General features: G+C 61.1%; 14 protein-coding genes. 11 read left to right on the top strand and 3 right to left on the bottom strand.

Annotation, left to right across the window (positions count from 1 at the left end; translation table 11 throughout):
- Positions 1-62: 62 nt before the first annotated feature.
- Both dnaN and dnaA read right to left on the bottom strand, forming a co-directional pair.
- Positions 63-1,169 carry a DNA polymerase III subunit beta gene (gene dnaN, locus BUC36_RS09565; RefSeq protein WP_073274033.1) on the bottom strand — a complete coding sequence of 369 codons (1,107 nt, stop codon included), beginning with the start codon at positions 1,167-1,169 and terminating at the stop codon, positions 63-65.
- Between the two features lie 39 nt (positions 1,170-1,208).
- Complete coding sequence (gene dnaA / locus BUC36_RS09560; protein ID WP_073274029.1) at positions 1,209-2,726, bottom strand: chromosomal replication initiator protein DnaA; 1,518 nt, start codon at positions 2,724-2,726, stop codon at positions 1,209-1,211.
- A gap of 529 nt (positions 2,727-3,255) precedes the next feature.
- On the opposite strand from dnaA, the gene rpmH reads away from it, so the two are divergent.
- From rpmH to mnmE, 5 genes are all read left to right on the top strand, one after another.
- Positions 3,256-3,390, top strand: a complete 135-nt coding sequence (gene rpmH / locus BUC36_RS09555; protein ID WP_073274027.1) for a 50S ribosomal protein L34 — start codon at positions 3,256-3,258, stop codon at positions 3,388-3,390.
- 31 nt (positions 3,391-3,421) lie between these two features.
- Complete coding sequence (gene rnpA, locus BUC36_RS09550; protein ID WP_073274025.1) at positions 3,422-3,820, top strand: ribonuclease P protein component; 399 nt, start codon at positions 3,422-3,424, stop codon at positions 3,818-3,820.
- Positions 3,760-4,056: a membrane protein insertion efficiency factor YidD gene (yidD, locus tag BUC36_RS09545; protein ID WP_407661769.1), complete on the top strand. Its 297-nt coding sequence runs from the start codon at positions 3,760-3,762 to the stop codon at positions 4,054-4,056. The genes rnpA and yidD overlap by 61 nt, the downstream gene beginning before the upstream one ends.
- A gap of 4 nt (positions 4,057-4,060) precedes the next feature.
- Positions 4,061-5,722, top strand: a complete 1,662-nt coding sequence (gene yidC, locus BUC36_RS09540) for a membrane protein insertase YidC (protein WP_073274021.1) — start codon at positions 4,061-4,063, stop codon at positions 5,720-5,722.
- A gap of 83 nt (positions 5,723-5,805) precedes the next feature.
- The gene (gene mnmE, locus BUC36_RS09535) at positions 5,806-7,182 is read left to right on the top strand and encodes a tRNA uridine-5-carboxymethylaminomethyl(34) synthesis GTPase MnmE (protein WP_143186925.1); all 1,377 of its coding nucleotides are present in this window, start codon (positions 5,806-5,808) and stop codon (positions 7,180-7,182) included.
- A gap of 39 nt (positions 7,183-7,221) precedes the next feature.
- Here the strand turns inward: mnmE and BUC36_RS09530 are convergent, their stop codons facing one another.
- Entirely contained in the window at positions 7,222-7,875 is a 654-nt protein-coding gene (locus BUC36_RS09530; RefSeq protein ID WP_073274019.1) for a cupin domain-containing protein, read from the bottom strand.
- A 705-nt stretch (positions 7,876-8,580) separates the two neighbouring features.
- Here BUC36_RS09530 and mnmG point away from each other — a divergent pair.
- From mnmG to atpB, 6 genes are all read left to right on the top strand, one after another.
- Positions 8,581-10,470: a tRNA uridine-5-carboxymethylaminomethyl(34) synthesis enzyme MnmG gene (gene mnmG, locus BUC36_RS09525; protein ID WP_073274016.1), complete on the top strand. Its 1,890-nt coding sequence runs from the start codon at positions 8,581-8,583 to the stop codon at positions 10,468-10,470.
- Positions 10,471-10,531: 61 nt separating this feature from the next.
- On the top strand, positions 10,532-11,161 hold the full coding sequence (rsmG, locus tag BUC36_RS09520; protein WP_073274014.1) for a 16S rRNA (guanine(527)-N(7))-methyltransferase RsmG: 630 nt from the start codon (positions 10,532-10,534) through the stop codon (positions 11,159-11,161).
- A gap of 175 nt (positions 11,162-11,336) precedes the next feature.
- Positions 11,337-12,158 carry a ParA family protein gene (locus BUC36_RS09515; RefSeq protein WP_073274011.1) on the top strand — a complete coding sequence of 274 codons (822 nt, stop codon included), beginning with the start codon at positions 11,337-11,339 and terminating at the stop codon, positions 12,156-12,158.
- Between the two features lie 11 nt (positions 12,159-12,169).
- On the top strand, positions 12,170-13,069 hold the full coding sequence (locus BUC36_RS09510) for a ParB/RepB/Spo0J family partition protein (RefSeq protein WP_073274009.1): 900 nt from the start codon (positions 12,170-12,172) through the stop codon (positions 13,067-13,069).
- Between the two features lie 228 nt (positions 13,070-13,297).
- Positions 13,298-13,660 (top strand): ATP synthase subunit I, encoded by a 363-nt coding sequence (locus tag BUC36_RS09505; RefSeq protein WP_073274007.1) that lies wholly within the window; start codon positions 13,298-13,300, stop codon positions 13,658-13,660.
- Positions 13,661-13,703: 43 nt separating this feature from the next.
- Positions 13,704-14,630: a F0F1 ATP synthase subunit A gene (gene atpB / locus BUC36_RS09500; RefSeq protein WP_073274005.1), complete on the top strand. Its 927-nt coding sequence runs from the start codon at positions 13,704-13,706 to the stop codon at positions 14,628-14,630.
- Positions 14,631-14,648: the final 18 nt, after the last annotated feature.

Below are 14,648 nucleotides of genomic sequence, written 5' to 3'. Positions count from 1 at the left end.
ACCGCCATATTCGGAAATATGGCGGCTCTTTTGCAGAAGTTAACGATCAGCACAGATGGTGATCACAGCCGCATCGGCATAATCACGTAGACGGCATCGCCCTCTTCCGGCTGCTGCAACAGCGCGCTGCTGTTGGCGTCCGCGAGGCCGATACGGATCTGCTCACTGTGAATTGCGCCGGTCACGTCCAGTAGATAGGAGACGTTGAAGCCAATCTCCAGCGGTTCACCGACATAGTCGACCACCAACTGCTCCTCCGCCTCTTCCTGCTCGGGGTTGTTGGCGACAATCTGCAACAACCCTTCGGATACCTGCAGCCGCACACCCCGGTACTTCTCATTCGACAGGATCGCGGCGCGGGAAAACGCCTGGCGCAAAGCCTGCCGATCGGCGTAGATTTCATTGCCGGTGGCACGCGGCAACACGCGCTCATAATCCGGGAACTTGCCATCCACCAGCTTGGAGGTGAACGTGAACGGGCCGCTATTCACGCGGATATGGTTGTTGCCGAGCACCACTTCCGCCTGTGCATCGGTGTCGTCCAGCAGGCGCCCGAGCTCGAGCACGCCCTTGCGCGGCACAATCGCCTGAATCGGCGCCTCGACATTCAGGCCCGGCGCGTCGCGATCGCACAGCGCCAGGCGGTGCCCGTCGGTCGCCACCGCACGCAGCTGCTGCGGGCGACACTCCAGCAACAAGCCGTTCAGGTAGTAGCGCACGTCCTGTTGCGCCATCGCAAAGCTGGTGGCCTCGATCAGGCGGCGAATCTCGCGCTGGGAAATTGCGAAACGAGTCTGCGCGCTGGTCTCTTCCTGATTCGGGAAGTCCGCCGCCGGCAACGTGGACAGCTGAAAACGGCTGCGGCCGCTGCGCAGTACCAAGCGTTCACCGTCGCGCTCAAATTTCAGCTCGGCGCCGTCCGGCAGCGAGCGGCAGATATCCAGCAGCTTGCGCGCCGGTACCGTGACCTCTCCTTCCATTTCAACGCCGTCGACCGGCAGGCGACCGACGATCTCGACCTCCAGGTCAGTACCGGTCAGCGACAGTTCCTGCCCCTGCAGCTGCATCAATACATTGGCCAGCACCGGCAGTGTCTGGCGTTTTTCGACCACGCCGGCGACCAGCTGCAGCGGCTTGAGGAGGGCGTCCCGGCTTACATTGAATTTCATCGGTTGTTTCGCCTTGTATTGTCCGTTATTCGAATTCGATTAGGTGGTCAACGATCGCGTCAACAGCTTCACGTCCTCGCGGATATCCGCATCAGACTCCTGCAGTTCGCGAATTTTACGGCAGGCGTGCAGCACAGTGGTGTGATCGCGCCCGCCAAATGCGTCGCCGATTTCCGGCAGACTGTGATTGGTCAGCTCCTTGGCCAGTGACATGGCAACCTGGCGCGGCCGCGCCACCGAGCGGCTGCGGCGCTTGGAGAGCAGGTCCGCAACCTTGATCTTGTAATACTCCGCCACCACCCGCTGGATATTGTCCACGCTGACCAGGCGATCCTGCAGCGCGAGCAGGTCCTTCAGCGCCTCGCGCACCAGCAGATCGTCGATCGGGCGACCGGTAAATTGCGCGTTCGCGATAACCCGGCGCAGCGCGCCCTCTAGCTCGCGCACATTGGAGCGAATCCGCTGGGCGATAAAGAAGGCGGAGTCGTGCGGCAGATCGACACCGACCTGCTCCGCCTTCTTCATTAATATGGCAACGCGCGTTTCCAGCTCCGGCGGCTCCACCGCCACCGTCAGCCCCCAGCCGAAGCGCGACTTCAGACGCTCCTCGAGGCCGTCGATCTCTTTCGGGTAGCGGTCGCAGGTAAGGATGATCTGCTGGCCGCCCTCGAGCAGCGCGTTGAAGGTGTGGAAGAACTCTTCCTGGGAGCGCTCCTTCCCGGCAAAAAACTGGATATCGTCGATCAGCAGCGCATCGACAGAGCGGTAGTAGCGCTTGAAATCGCTGATGGCATTCAACTGTAACGCCTTCACCATATCCGCGACGAAGCGTTCGGAGTGCAGATAGACGACCTTTGCGTTCGGATTGCGCTCCAGCAGCGCGTTGCCCACTGCGTGCATCAAATGCGTCTTGCCCAGGCCGACACCGCCGTAAATAAAGAGGGGGTTGTAAGCGCCACCGGGGTTGTCGGCAATCTGCTGTGCCGCCGCCAGACCCAACTGGTTGGACTTGCCCTCTACGAAGGATTTAAAGGTGAAGTTGCGGTTCAGGGAGCTGCCGTGCTTGATGGCACCCTCGACCTCCACGTTGCGCGACGGTTCGACCAACGGCCGCGGGGGCGGTGGCGCGCGCAGATCGGTCAGCGCCAGCTCACCACTGGTGATCTGTTCGGCCTTCGCCTCCTCCGCCGCCGCAGGGTGCGCCGCTACGCCCGCCCCACCAAAACTGCCGCGCGCCGCGGGCTTAGGACTTACTGCGGGCTGCGCCACCTCGGTCGCTGCGCGACTGCGTTGGAAACGTGCGGGGCGCCGCTCGGTAATATCCAGCACGACCTGCAACGGCTGTTCGCCGGCAAACTGATGGACCAGCTCCAGGATACGGTTGAGAAACTTGTCCCCAACCCAGTCCAGCACAAAGCGGTTCGGCGCCAGCAGGCGCAACTCCCCCTCGGCACTCGCCGGGCTGACACGCAGCGGCCTGATCCAGGTATTGAACTGCTGCGACGGCAGCTCATCCTGCAAACAGGTGGCACACTGCTTCCAAACGGATTCAGACAAGAAACCCCCCAAAACCCCAAAAACTAAACTCGGAAATGGACGACAAAAATACGAGACACAGACCTGCGCCGGAGCCGCCTATAAGATCCGGGGAGTATACCTTTCCGCCGCCATGTTATCCACAAGAAACGCGACCATTGTTGAAAATACAGCAGTAAAAAGTCCCTAACTTTCAACCACTTGCACACTTATTAACCAGATAGATAAGAGGTTAGCGGTTAGTTATCCACAGCAATCTGTGTATATCTTGGTATCAATCGGTGGGCAGTCCGCAATACTCTTGTGCGCTCAATAACTTGGCCAATCGGCGGCTAAAATTACCCGATGAAAGGTGCCGCGATGGGCAAATTTTCCGCGATCCGCGCGTTGATTTCACTGGTGCCTTTCTATACAATCCGCCGCCTCGCAGCGCATTGCTCCGTCTGCACCGGACCCGTGCCGGTATCGGAGTCCAGGCCGCGGCCGGGCCGGAACCCCGCAGGGGAAAAGCCCACGAATTTCTGAATACATAGTCTCAGGTAGCAAGACAATGAAACGCACATTTCAACCCAGCAACTTGAAGCGCAGCCGCACTCACGGTTTCCGCGCCCGCATGGCAACCAAAAACGGCCGTAAGATCCTGGCTCGTCGCCGCGCCAAAGGTCGCAAAGTACTGTCTGCATAAGGTCCCCCTATCGGGGACACCCTCCTTATATATGCAACAGGAGCGCAGCGACTTCGGATTTGCCAAGCCGCTGCGCCTGCTCAACGCGGCGCAGTATCGTGCAGTCTTCAATGACAACCAGATACGCGCCGCGCACCCCAACCTCCTGATTCTCGCCCGCCACAACGATCTCGGCCACCCGCGCCTGGGTCTGGTCATCGCCAAGAAACACGTTCGCAACGCCAGCGACCGCAATCGCATAAAGCGCATTGCCCGCGAAACCTTCCGCCTGCGTCAGCACGAATTGCCCGCCGTCGATGCCGTCCTCCTGGCACGCCCCGGCGTCGCCGCGCTGGATAAGGCCGCCCTGGCGAAACTGATGAACAAACTGTGGCGCAAGCTGGCGAATCGCGCGGAGCAATCGGCAAGCACGGCGAAGCAGAAACAGTGAACTGGCTGGCGATCAAATTTATCCACGTCTACCGCTACCTGGCCAGCCCCTGGGTCGGTAACCAGTGCCGTTTCTACCCGACCTGTTCGCATTATGCGGAAGAGGCATTTAAAACCCACGGATTCCTAAAAGGGGGTTATTTAACCGGGCGCCGCCTTATAAAATGCCACCCCTGGCATCCCGGCGGCATGGATCCGGTTCCCCCCGCCCGACAAAAGAACACTCTTTCTAGGTAACAAGATGGATTGGCAACGCTATACGCTGCTTGGCGGAATCGCCGCAGTTGTTCTGGCACTGATATTTCAGTGGAACGAATTCAAAGAGCAGCACACGCCGGCGCTTGATCGGGAAACCGTCGTGCGCACAGACAGCCAGGGCCCCGCGACCGCGCCCCGCTCGGAGACCGGCGACAGCGATGTCCCCCAGCTGCAGACCCAGGCCGAAGCTAGCGAAGACACCGGCACCGGCGAGCGCAAGCTGATCAGCGTCACCACCGACGTCTTCGACCTGCTGATCGATCCCCGCGGTGGCGATATCGTCAAGGTCGCACTGCGCAAGTACGAGGAGGAGTTGCACACTCCGGACCGCCCGCTGATCCTGCTGAATCAGACCCGCGACCACACCTATATCGCCCAGAGTGGCCTGATCGGCCGCAATGGCACCGACAGTGCGGCCGGCCGCCCGCTGTTTAGCGCCGAAAAAACCAAGTACGCGCTCAGCGAGGGCCAGGATGCCCTGGTCATCGACCTCACCCTGAAGCAGCAGGGCGCCAACATCACCAAGCGATTTACCTTCAATCGGGGCGACTACCTGATCGGTGTCTCTTACCTGGTGGACAACACCAGCGATACAACCTGGTCCGCCGCGCTGTTTGGCCAGATCAAGCGCGATGATCGCGAACCACCGGTGGATGCCGGCATCGGCGTCTCGCCCTTCCTCGGTGCGGCCCTGCACACCAGCGAAGAAAACTACTTCAAACGGGACTTCGAGGAAATTGCCGAAAGTCCCACCCGCACCTCCGTCGAGGGTGGCTGGGTCGCCATGGTCCAGCACTATTTCCTCAGTGCCTGGGTACCGCCGCAGAATGTCCGCAACACCTTTGAACTGAAGCAGCTGTCCAACGGCCTCTTCCGTATGGGCTTCACCTCACCGCAGGTGCAGATTGCCGCGGGCACCCAGGGCGAACTCGACGCCGCCTTCTACGCGGGCCCGAAAGACGTCTACCGCCTCGAAGAAATCTCACCCTACCTGGACCTGACCGTCGATTACGGCTGGCTCTGGTGGATCGCCAAGCCGCTGTTCCGCGTGCTGCACTTTATCCAGGAGCACATCGTCAGCAACTGGGGCTGGGCCATTATCCTGCTGACCGTCTTCATCAAGGCGCTGCTGTTCCCGCTGTCCGCGGCCGGCACTAAGTCCATGGCGCGCATGCGCAAGTTCGCGCCGCAGATGAAGAAGCTGCAGGAGCAGTACAAGGACAACCGGCAGAAGCTGGCGGAAGAGACGATGAAGCTCTACCGCCGCGAGAAGATCAACCCGATGGGTGGCTGCCTGCCGATCCTGTTGCAGATGCCGGTGTTTATCGCGCTCTACTGGATGCTGACCGAAACTGTCGAGCTGCGCCACGCGCCCTGGATCCTGTGGATTCACGACCTGTCAGCCAAGGACCCCTACTTTATCCTGCCGGTACTGATGGGTGCCTCCATGTGGTTCATGCAGAAGCTGAACCCGCAGCCCACCGACCCGACCCAGGCGCGCATCATGCAACTGATGCCGGTCATGATGACCTTCTTCTTCCTGTGGTTCCCGGCCGGCCTGGTGCTCTACTGGATCGCCAACAACCTGATCACCATCGCCCAGACCTGGTATATCAACAAGCAGGTCGAGGCCGGCAAGGTCTGACACTGACCAGCCTGCCAGGCATTTCACATTACCGAGGGGCCGCATTTGCGGCCCCTTTGCATTCTGTCGAGTACACTCAGCCAATGACCCAACAAAGCCTGAACCGCGATACCATCGCCGCCGTCGCCACCGCGCCGGGACGCGGAGGCATCGGCGTTATCCGCTTATCGGGCCCGCGCGCCCTGGAAATAGCGCATCGACTCTGCGGTGAGCGCCCACTGCAACCCCGCCACGCCCACTACCGCAATTTCTCTTACGGCGACCAGCTGATCGACCAGGGTATCGCCCTGTTCTTTCCGGGCCCCAACTCGTTTACCGGCGAAGATGTCGTCGAGCTGCAAGGGCATGGCGGCCCGGTCATTCTGGATCAGCTGCTGCATGCGGCGATCGAATCCGGCGCCCGCCAGGCGCGGCCGGGGGAGTTTTCCGAGCGCGCATTCCTCAACGACAAGATCGATCTGGCCCAGGCAGAGGCCATCGCGGACCTGATTGACGCGGGTAGCACCCAGGCCGCGCGCAATGCCATGCGATCACTCCAAGGAATATTCTCCGAAAAAATCGAAGATTTGGTCGAAAATCTGACACATCTACGTATTTACGTCGAAGCATCGATCGATTTTCCTGAAGAAGAAATCGATTATCTCGCCGATGGCAAGGTTGCCGCGGATTTGGCATCACTGCAGGCACAACTGACAGCGATCGAGGCCCAGGCGCGCCAGGGCAGCATCATGCGCGAGGGCATGCAGGTCGCCATCGCCGGGCGCCCGAACGCTGGTAAGTCCAGCCTGCTCAATGCACTGGCCGGCCGCGATGCCGCCATCGTCACCGATATCGCCGGCACCACGCGGGACATACTGCGCGAACATATTGATATCGACGGCATGCCGCTGCAGTTCGCCGATACCGCCGGCCTGCGCGACGCCCCCGACCGCGTCGAGCAGATCGGCATCGAGCGCGCCTGGGAAGAGATCCGCCACGCCGACCGGGTACTGCTGCTGGTCGATGCCGAACAGGCGACCAGCCTGGACCCGGAAACCGTGTGGCCGGAGTTCACCGCACAGCTGCCGGATCCGGAAAAGCTGACACTGGTACTGAACAAGATTGATCTCACCGAATACAGTGCCGGCCTGCAGGCACATACTGATGGTGTGCCGGTACTCGCGATCAGCGCCAAAACCGGCGCCGGCCTCGACTCACTGAAAGAGCACCTGAAACAGTGCATGGGCTACAGCGGCGCCGCCGAGGGCAACTTCAGTGCCCGCCGCCGCCATCTCGATGCGCTGGCCCGGGCCAGGGCATTTATCGAACAGGGTGCCAGCCAGCTGCGCGAAAGCGGCGCCGGTGAGCTGCTGGCGGAAGACCTGCGCCGGGCGCAGCAGGTGCTGGGTGAGATCACCGGCGCGGTTAGTGCCGACGAATTGCTGGGCAAGATTTTTGGCAGTTTCTGTATCGGCAAATAACAGATCCAGCGCGCCGGACTCTATCACCGGCACCAACACTTACGGCGCTGGCAGATGCCCCGTTTTCACCAGTAACAGGGTCTCGTCTTTCACGAACGGGTGGTGACGGCTCAGGTGGGGGCTGCGCAGCCAACAGTAGCGGGGGTACTCGCCGTATTCATCCATGAAAGTCCCGGACAACACCAGGACCTCCTCCCCGCCGAAATGGCTGTGAGGCGCGAAACGCTCCCCCTTGGGCCACCTCACTAGCGCGGTGTGTTCGCCTTGAAAAGTGTGCAACGGCATCACCTCGAGCCCACCGTGACCGCGCAACCAGGCCGCATTGAGTGTAACGATACGCACCGTCGCGGTATCCCCCTCGGCAAACTGCCCTAATTTGACGAACAGGGTACAGCCCGACTGGCTATAAGGGGCGTGTGAGCTGCCCGGCGGATTGCGGATATAACTCCCGGCCGGGTAGTCACCGCTCTCGTCTGAAAACACCCCCTCCAGGACAAAGATCTCCTCCCCTCCCGGATGTCGATGCGCAGCGAAACGCGAGCCGGCGGCGTAACGCACAATGCTGGTCGCGTGGCCGGACTCGGCGCTTTCGCGGGCGAGCGGCTTGCGCTCCACTCCCGCCATCGGGCTCGGCTGCCACTGCATGCTGCGTGTATCCACCACCACACGCTCGGCAAAATTCATATTCAACATGATTAAACCTCCGCTAGCTCCCTGCGACAGCACCGTGTAAAAGCGCAAAGCACCACACTGCGATACCTCTGAAGCAGCAAAGGTTCCCCCTGTAGCACGGCACAAACTTCCACAGTTGCGGTATGAGCCCGCCCGAATACAGGCCAACCCACGAAAAAACCACAAAAGTTGCGCACAGCTATGCACAGACTTATCCAAAACGCCCGTTTGCACACAGCTAATCCACGTCGAACTCCCATAAGCGCCAACAATTGAGAGGTAGCTCCTCACCCGTGTGGACAAAACCGGGGGTAAATCCCGGAACAGCCGCCTAACGAACCGGGTATAACTTCTTCCCTCGCGTGCAGCGGCCAAAGTTATCCCGTCTGTCCACAGACCTCTACCGCGGTTGCTCCGCCCCCGGCCAAGTGGTTGTCTGCAGCTTCACAAGGACCCTAAGCCATTGATTTACCCGTCTTTTTCTAAGTTATACAGAAAACGGGCCCCACTAATAAAAACAACCAATACAAAACACTACCTATACAAGAAATGTATAAGTTATTTAATTAAGAAAAATTAAACGGAGCAGGCACGATTAATTAATGACCATGGATTAGGGCGATAGCGGTCCTATAGTTGCAGCAGGCAAAAATATGGCGGCACCAATTGCTGATGCCGTGCAACTGCCTATAAAATGTGCGCCCGTTTTTATCCCGTGCAGCAGCTATGGATTTCCCCAAGACATATGACGTGATAGTGATCGGCGGCGGTCACGCCGGTACCGAGGCCTCTCTGGCGGCCGCACGTATGGGTGCGGCCACCCTGCTGCTCACGCACAACATCGAGACGCTGGGGCAGATGTCCTGCAATCCTGCCATTGGCGGCATCGGCAAGAGCCATCTGGTCAAGGAGGTGGATGCACTCGGCGGCGCTATGGCGGAAGCCACCGACCTTGGGGGCATTCAGTTTCGCGTGCTGAACGCTCGCAAGGGGCCCGCTGTGCGCGCAACCCGCGCCCAGGCGGATCGCGCGCTCTACCGCGCGGCCATCCGGTCGATACTCGAGCGCCAGCAAAACCTCGAGATCTTCCAGCAGGCGGCGGACGACCTGATCGTCGAGGGCGAGCGCGTCGTCGGTGTGGTGACCAATGCCGGTGTGCGCTTCCGCGCCAAGACGGTGGTTATTACCGCCGGCACCTTCCTCGGCGGGCGTATCCATATCGGCCTCGACAGCCATTCCGGTGGCCGCGCCGGCGACCCGCCCTCGATTGCGCTGGCGGAGCGCCTGCGCGAGCTGCCGTTCCGGGTCGAACGCCTGAAGACCGGCACCCCGCCGCGTATCGATGCGCGCTCGGTGGACTTCTCCGGACTGGAGGAGCAGTGGGGCGATACCCCAATTCCGGTCATGTCCTACCTCGGCAGTCGCGAGCAGCACCCGCTCCAGGTCTGCTGCTGGATCACGCATACCAACAGCCGCACCCACGAGGTCATTCGCGGCGGTCTCGACCGCTCGCCGATGTATTCCGGCGTGATCGAGGGCATAGGTCCGCGCTACTGCCCTTCCATCGAGGACAAGGTGCACCGCTTTGCTGACAAGGACAGCCACCAGATCTTTATCGAGCCCGAGGGGCTCACCACCAACGAACTCTACCCGAACGGCATTTCCACCAGCCTGCCCTTCGACGTACAGATTGAGCTGGTGCATTCGATCAAGGGTTTCGAAAAGGCGCACATCACCCGCCCCGGCTACGCCATCGAGTACGACTTCTTCGATCCGCGCGACCTGTTGCCGTCGCTGGAAACCAAGTTTATCCACGGCCTCTACTTCGCCGGCCAGATCAATGGCACTACCGGCTATGAAGAAGCCGCCGCGCAGGGGCTGCTCGCCGGCGCCAACGCCGCACTGCAGGCGCAGGGCCGAGACGCCTGGTCGCCGCGCCGCGACGAAGCCTATCTCGGTGTACTGGTGGACGACCTGATCACCAGTGGCACCAAGGAGCCCTACCGCATGTTCACCAGCCGTGCCGAATACCGGCTGTTGCTGCGCGAGGATAATGCGGATCTACGCCTGACCGAGAAAGGCCGCGAGCTCGGCCTGGTCGGCGATGCCCGCTGGGCAGCTTTCAGCGAAAAGCGCGAGGCCATTGCCCGCGAGGAGCAGCGCCTGCGCGATACCTGGGTGCACCCGCAGACGCCGCAGGCCGCCGCCGTCGAGGCAAAACTGCCGCAGCCGCTGGCGCGGGAATACAGCCTGATGGACCTGCTGCGCCGCCCGGAGCTTGGCTATGCCGATGTGGCATCGCTGAAAGGCGAAGCGGTAGCGGATGAGTGCGTCGCCGAACAGGTGGAGATCTCGGCCAAATACGCCGGTTACATCGACCGCCAGCGGGAGGAAATCGAGCGGCTGCAGGCCTACGAGGACACGCCGATTCCCGCCGACTTCGACTACAGCGAGGTGTCCGGCCTCTCCAGCGAGGTGAAGCAGAAGTTGGGGGATACGCGCCCGGACACGCTGGCGCGCGCATCGCGGATTCCCGGGGTCACCCCGGCGGCCGTGTCGCTGCTGCTGATCCAGCTGAAGAAGCGCGGCCTGCTGACCCGCAAAAAAGCCGTTTAACCTGTTTTTGAGTTTGCTGCCCCGCGGGGTGTGATTGGGGGAACCGACAATTTCTTCGCAGATGGAACAATTCCGCCCGCGCTTGTGTGATGCTGCGCAGCAGATGGGGCTCGAGCTTAGCGCCGCTCAGCAGGACAAGCTGCTGCAGTACCTGGCGCTGTTCGCGCGCTGGAACTCGGCCTACAACCTGTCGGCAATCCGCGACCCGCAACAGATGCTCGAGCGCCATATCATCGACAGCCTCAGTGTCGTCAACCTGTGCGGCGAGGGGGCGATCATCGACGTCGGTAGCGGCGGTGGCCTGCCGGGCATTCCGCTGGCAATCATGCACCCCGAGAGACCGGTGACACTACTGGACAGCAATGGCAAAAAGACCCGCTTCCTGTTCCAGGTGGCGACCACCCTGCCGTTGCCCAATGTGCAGGTGGTTAATGAGCGGGTGGAGGAATTTGAGCCGGCGCAGAAGTTTGCCGCGGTGGTATCCAGAGCCTTCGCCTCGGTTGTCGACATGGTGTCCGGGAGTGAGCACTTGCTAGCGCCCGGTGGAAGGTTTTACGCTATGAAGGGCAAGTTACCGGAAGATGAGTTGAGCGCACTTCCAAAAGGGATTAAGGTCGAACAGGTGCACCCCCTGGCGGTACCGGGTTGCGATGCGGATCGCCACCTTATCGTACTCGGCCGCGATGCCTGACATGATTGAGGGGCGCGGTAGCCTGGCGTAAATCCCGCAATTCCAGACGCTTAATTTTGCAAGACCCGTGCACTCCCTATTCAAGGAGCCGAGTGCCTATTGATGCCGGCTTTCCGCGGCGAGACTCGAAAAGCATCGAGGAGAGCGCTTTTCGGGAGAACAAAGGATAAGAACCTTGAGCAAGATATTTGCTGTGGCCAACCAGAAAGGTGGAGTGGGCAAGACCACCACCTGCGTGAACCTGGCCGCATCCCTGGTCGCCAACAAGCGCCGCGTCCTGCTGATCGACCTCGATCCGCAGGGCAATGCCACCATGGGCAGCGGTGTCGACAAGAGCGAGTTGCAGCTATCCAGTTACGATGTGCTGGCCAGCGAACTCCCGGCGCGCAAGGCGATCGTCACCACCGAGAGCGGCTTCGACCTGATGCCCGCCAACGGCGATCTCTCCGCTGCCGAGGTGGAGCTGCTGGACATGGAGGGGCGCGAATCCCGTTTGCGCCGCGCCCTGCGCGATGTCGGCGACAGTTACGACTATATCGTCATCGATTGCCCGCCCTCCCTGAACATGCTCACGGTCAACGCCCTGTGCGCTGCGCACGGCGTCCTTATCCCGATGCAGTGTGAGTACTACGCGCTCGAGGGACTGTCCGCACTGATCGACACCATCACCCAGATTCAGCGCGCCGCCAACCCGGAGCTGAAGATCGAGGGCATACTGCGCACCATGTACGACCCCCGCAACAGCCTGACCAGCGACGTGTCGGAACAGCTGTCCGAATACTTCGGCGAGTGCCTCTACCGCACCTGCATCCCGCGCAATGTGCGCCTGGCCGAGGCGCCGAGTTTCGGCAAGCCGGCGCTGGACTACGATCGCCACTCGAAAGGCGCCATCGCCTACCTGGCCCTGGCCGGTGAAATGACCCGCCGCCACGCCGCCAATCCCGGCGCTGCAAACCAAAGTTCCAATCACGGCCGCCCCGCGGCGGAAGCGGGTTAAGAGGTAATACTATGGCCGTCAAACGCAAGGGACTGGGCCGGGGCCTGTCACACCTGATCAGCGAAAACGCCAGCGAAGCCATCGCCGTCGCCACCGGCGACAGTGCCGCGGCGGCTGCCGATGGCGAGCTGCGCGAACTGCCCATCGAATTCCTGCAGCGCGGTCGCTACCAGCCGCGCCGCGACTTCCCGCAGGAATCCCTGCAGGAGCTCGCCGACTCCATCCGTGCCCAGGGCATCATGCAGCCGATCGTGGTCCGCCCGGTCGGCGACAGCAAGTATGAAATCATTGCCGGCGAACGCCGCTGGCGCGCCGCTCAGCTGGCGGCGCTGGACCGTGTGCCCGCCCTGGTGCGCGACGTGCCGGACGAGGCCGCCATCGCCATGGCGCTGATCGAGAATATCCAGCGCGAGGACCTGAACCCGATCGAGGAGGCCGCGGCCCTCAAGCGCCTGCAGGACGAGTTCCAGCTGACCCAGCAGGAGGTTGCCGACGCGGTGGGCAAATCCCGCACCGCCGTGACCAACCTGCTGCGCCTGTTGAGTCTGACCGACGAGGTGCGGACCTTCCTCGAGCGCGGCGATCTCGAACTCGGCCACGCCAAGGCCCTGCTCGGTCTTGGCGGTGAGTCCCAGCGGGTCGCTGCCCGTCAGGTGGTCGAGCGCGGTCTCACCGTGCGCCAGACCGAAGCGCTGGTCCGCCGCCTGCAGCAGCAGGCGCTGCATCCCGCTCCGGCCAAGCCGAAAGAGGATCCCAATATCCGTCGCCTCACCGAGCGCCTCGCCGAGAAGATCGGTGTCCCCGTCGCTATCGACCACAATGACAAAGGCGTTGGCCGCCTGGTTCTCAAGTACAGCAGCCTGGACGAGCTGGATGGCATCCTCGCTCACCTCGGCTATAGCGAGGACTGATTCCAGCGGGAAAATCGTGCGCCATTTTGGCGCACAGCCCCGCGGTTGGCGAATACTTACTCCGCTGCCTGTTTCAAGGTATCCCGCAGACTATTTGTGGGTAAAAACCATCGAAATTTAAATAACTTGGCGACATTTGCCGGTTGAACCGGCTATGCGGTTGCTCCTATAATTCGCTCGCCCAAAATTTGGGCGGACAGCGCTAAAGATGGTCGGCTTATCCCGCCTATGACAAAACCCCCGGTGTTAGTGATTGCCGCGGTACAGCTGCTGCTGGTATCGCTGGCGGGTGCAGTATTGCACCTGAATGGCAAGCCGGTGACTGCGCTCTCCGTATTGATCGGCGGTGCCCTGTGTGCACTGCCGAATGCATATTTCGGCCTGCGCGCCTTCCGGGATAGTGGAGCGCGCGCGGCACACCGGGTGGTAGGCAACTTCTACCGCGCAGAAACCGGCAAGTTTGTAATGACCCTGGTGGGGTTCGCGGCAGTATTCGCCGCGGTCAGGCCGCTGAACGCCGCGGCACTGTTTATCAGCTACGGCCTCTGTGTGATCGTGCAGTGGGTGTTGGTAGCGCGCCTGGTCCGCTGACCGGCGCAGAATAGAATTCATATTTTACGATTGTTGAGGAACTATGGCAGGCGAAGCTCAAACCGCTACGGATTATATCCAACACCACCTGCAGAATATGGCCTACGGCAAACTGCCGGCTGGCTATACCCGTGCAGATGGCACTGTGCTCAGTGAACCGACCTGGACTCTGGCGCACTCCTCACAGGAGGCGACAGACATGGGCTTCTGGGCTCTTCACCTGGATACCCTGGGCTGGTCCATTGGCCTGGGCCTGATTTTCTGCTTCCTGTTTGCCCGTGCCGCCAAGAAAGCGACCCCGGGCGTGCCCGGCGGTTTCCAGAGCTTTGTCGAGCTGGTGACCGACTTTATCGACAAGCTGGTCAAGGAGACCTTCCCGCACCGCAACAGCATGGTTGCCCCGATGGCGCTGACCATCTTTGTGTGGGTGTTCCTGATGAACCTGATGGACCTGGTGCCGGTAGACTGGTTGCCGATGGCGGCCGCCAAGGCCGCCGGCAACGATCACCTGTTCTTCAAGGTCGTGCCGACCACCGACCCGAACGCGACCCTGGGTATGGCCCTGGCGGTGTTCGCACTGATGATTTTCTTCAGCATCAAGGAAAAAGGCGCTATCGGCTTTATCAAGGAGCTGACGCTGCACCCCTTCCACACCGGCAAGTGGTACTTCGACATGCTGCTGATCCCGTTCAACTTCCTGCTGGAAGCGGTATCACTGATTGCCAAGCCGATTTCCCTCGGCCTGCGTCTGTTCGGTAACCTCTACGCCGGCGAGATGATCTTTATCCTGATCGCAATCGTATTCGGCGTCGGCGTACTGGGCTTTATCGGCGCAGGTCTGATGCACATGGGCTGGGCGATTTTCCACGTGCTGGTAATCACCCTGCAGGCGTTCGTGTTCATGGTGCTGACCACCGTCTATATGGCGATGGCCCACCACCGCGACGAAGAACACGAGCACGATCAATAAGTTTTCGACAGTTAACCC

The organism is Microbulbifer donghaiensis (assembly GCF_900129095.1).
GTDB lineage: Bacteria > Pseudomonadota > Gammaproteobacteria > Pseudomonadales > Cellvibrionaceae > Microbulbifer > Microbulbifer donghaiensis.
This window is presented reverse-complemented; position numbering and strand designations above follow the sequence as displayed.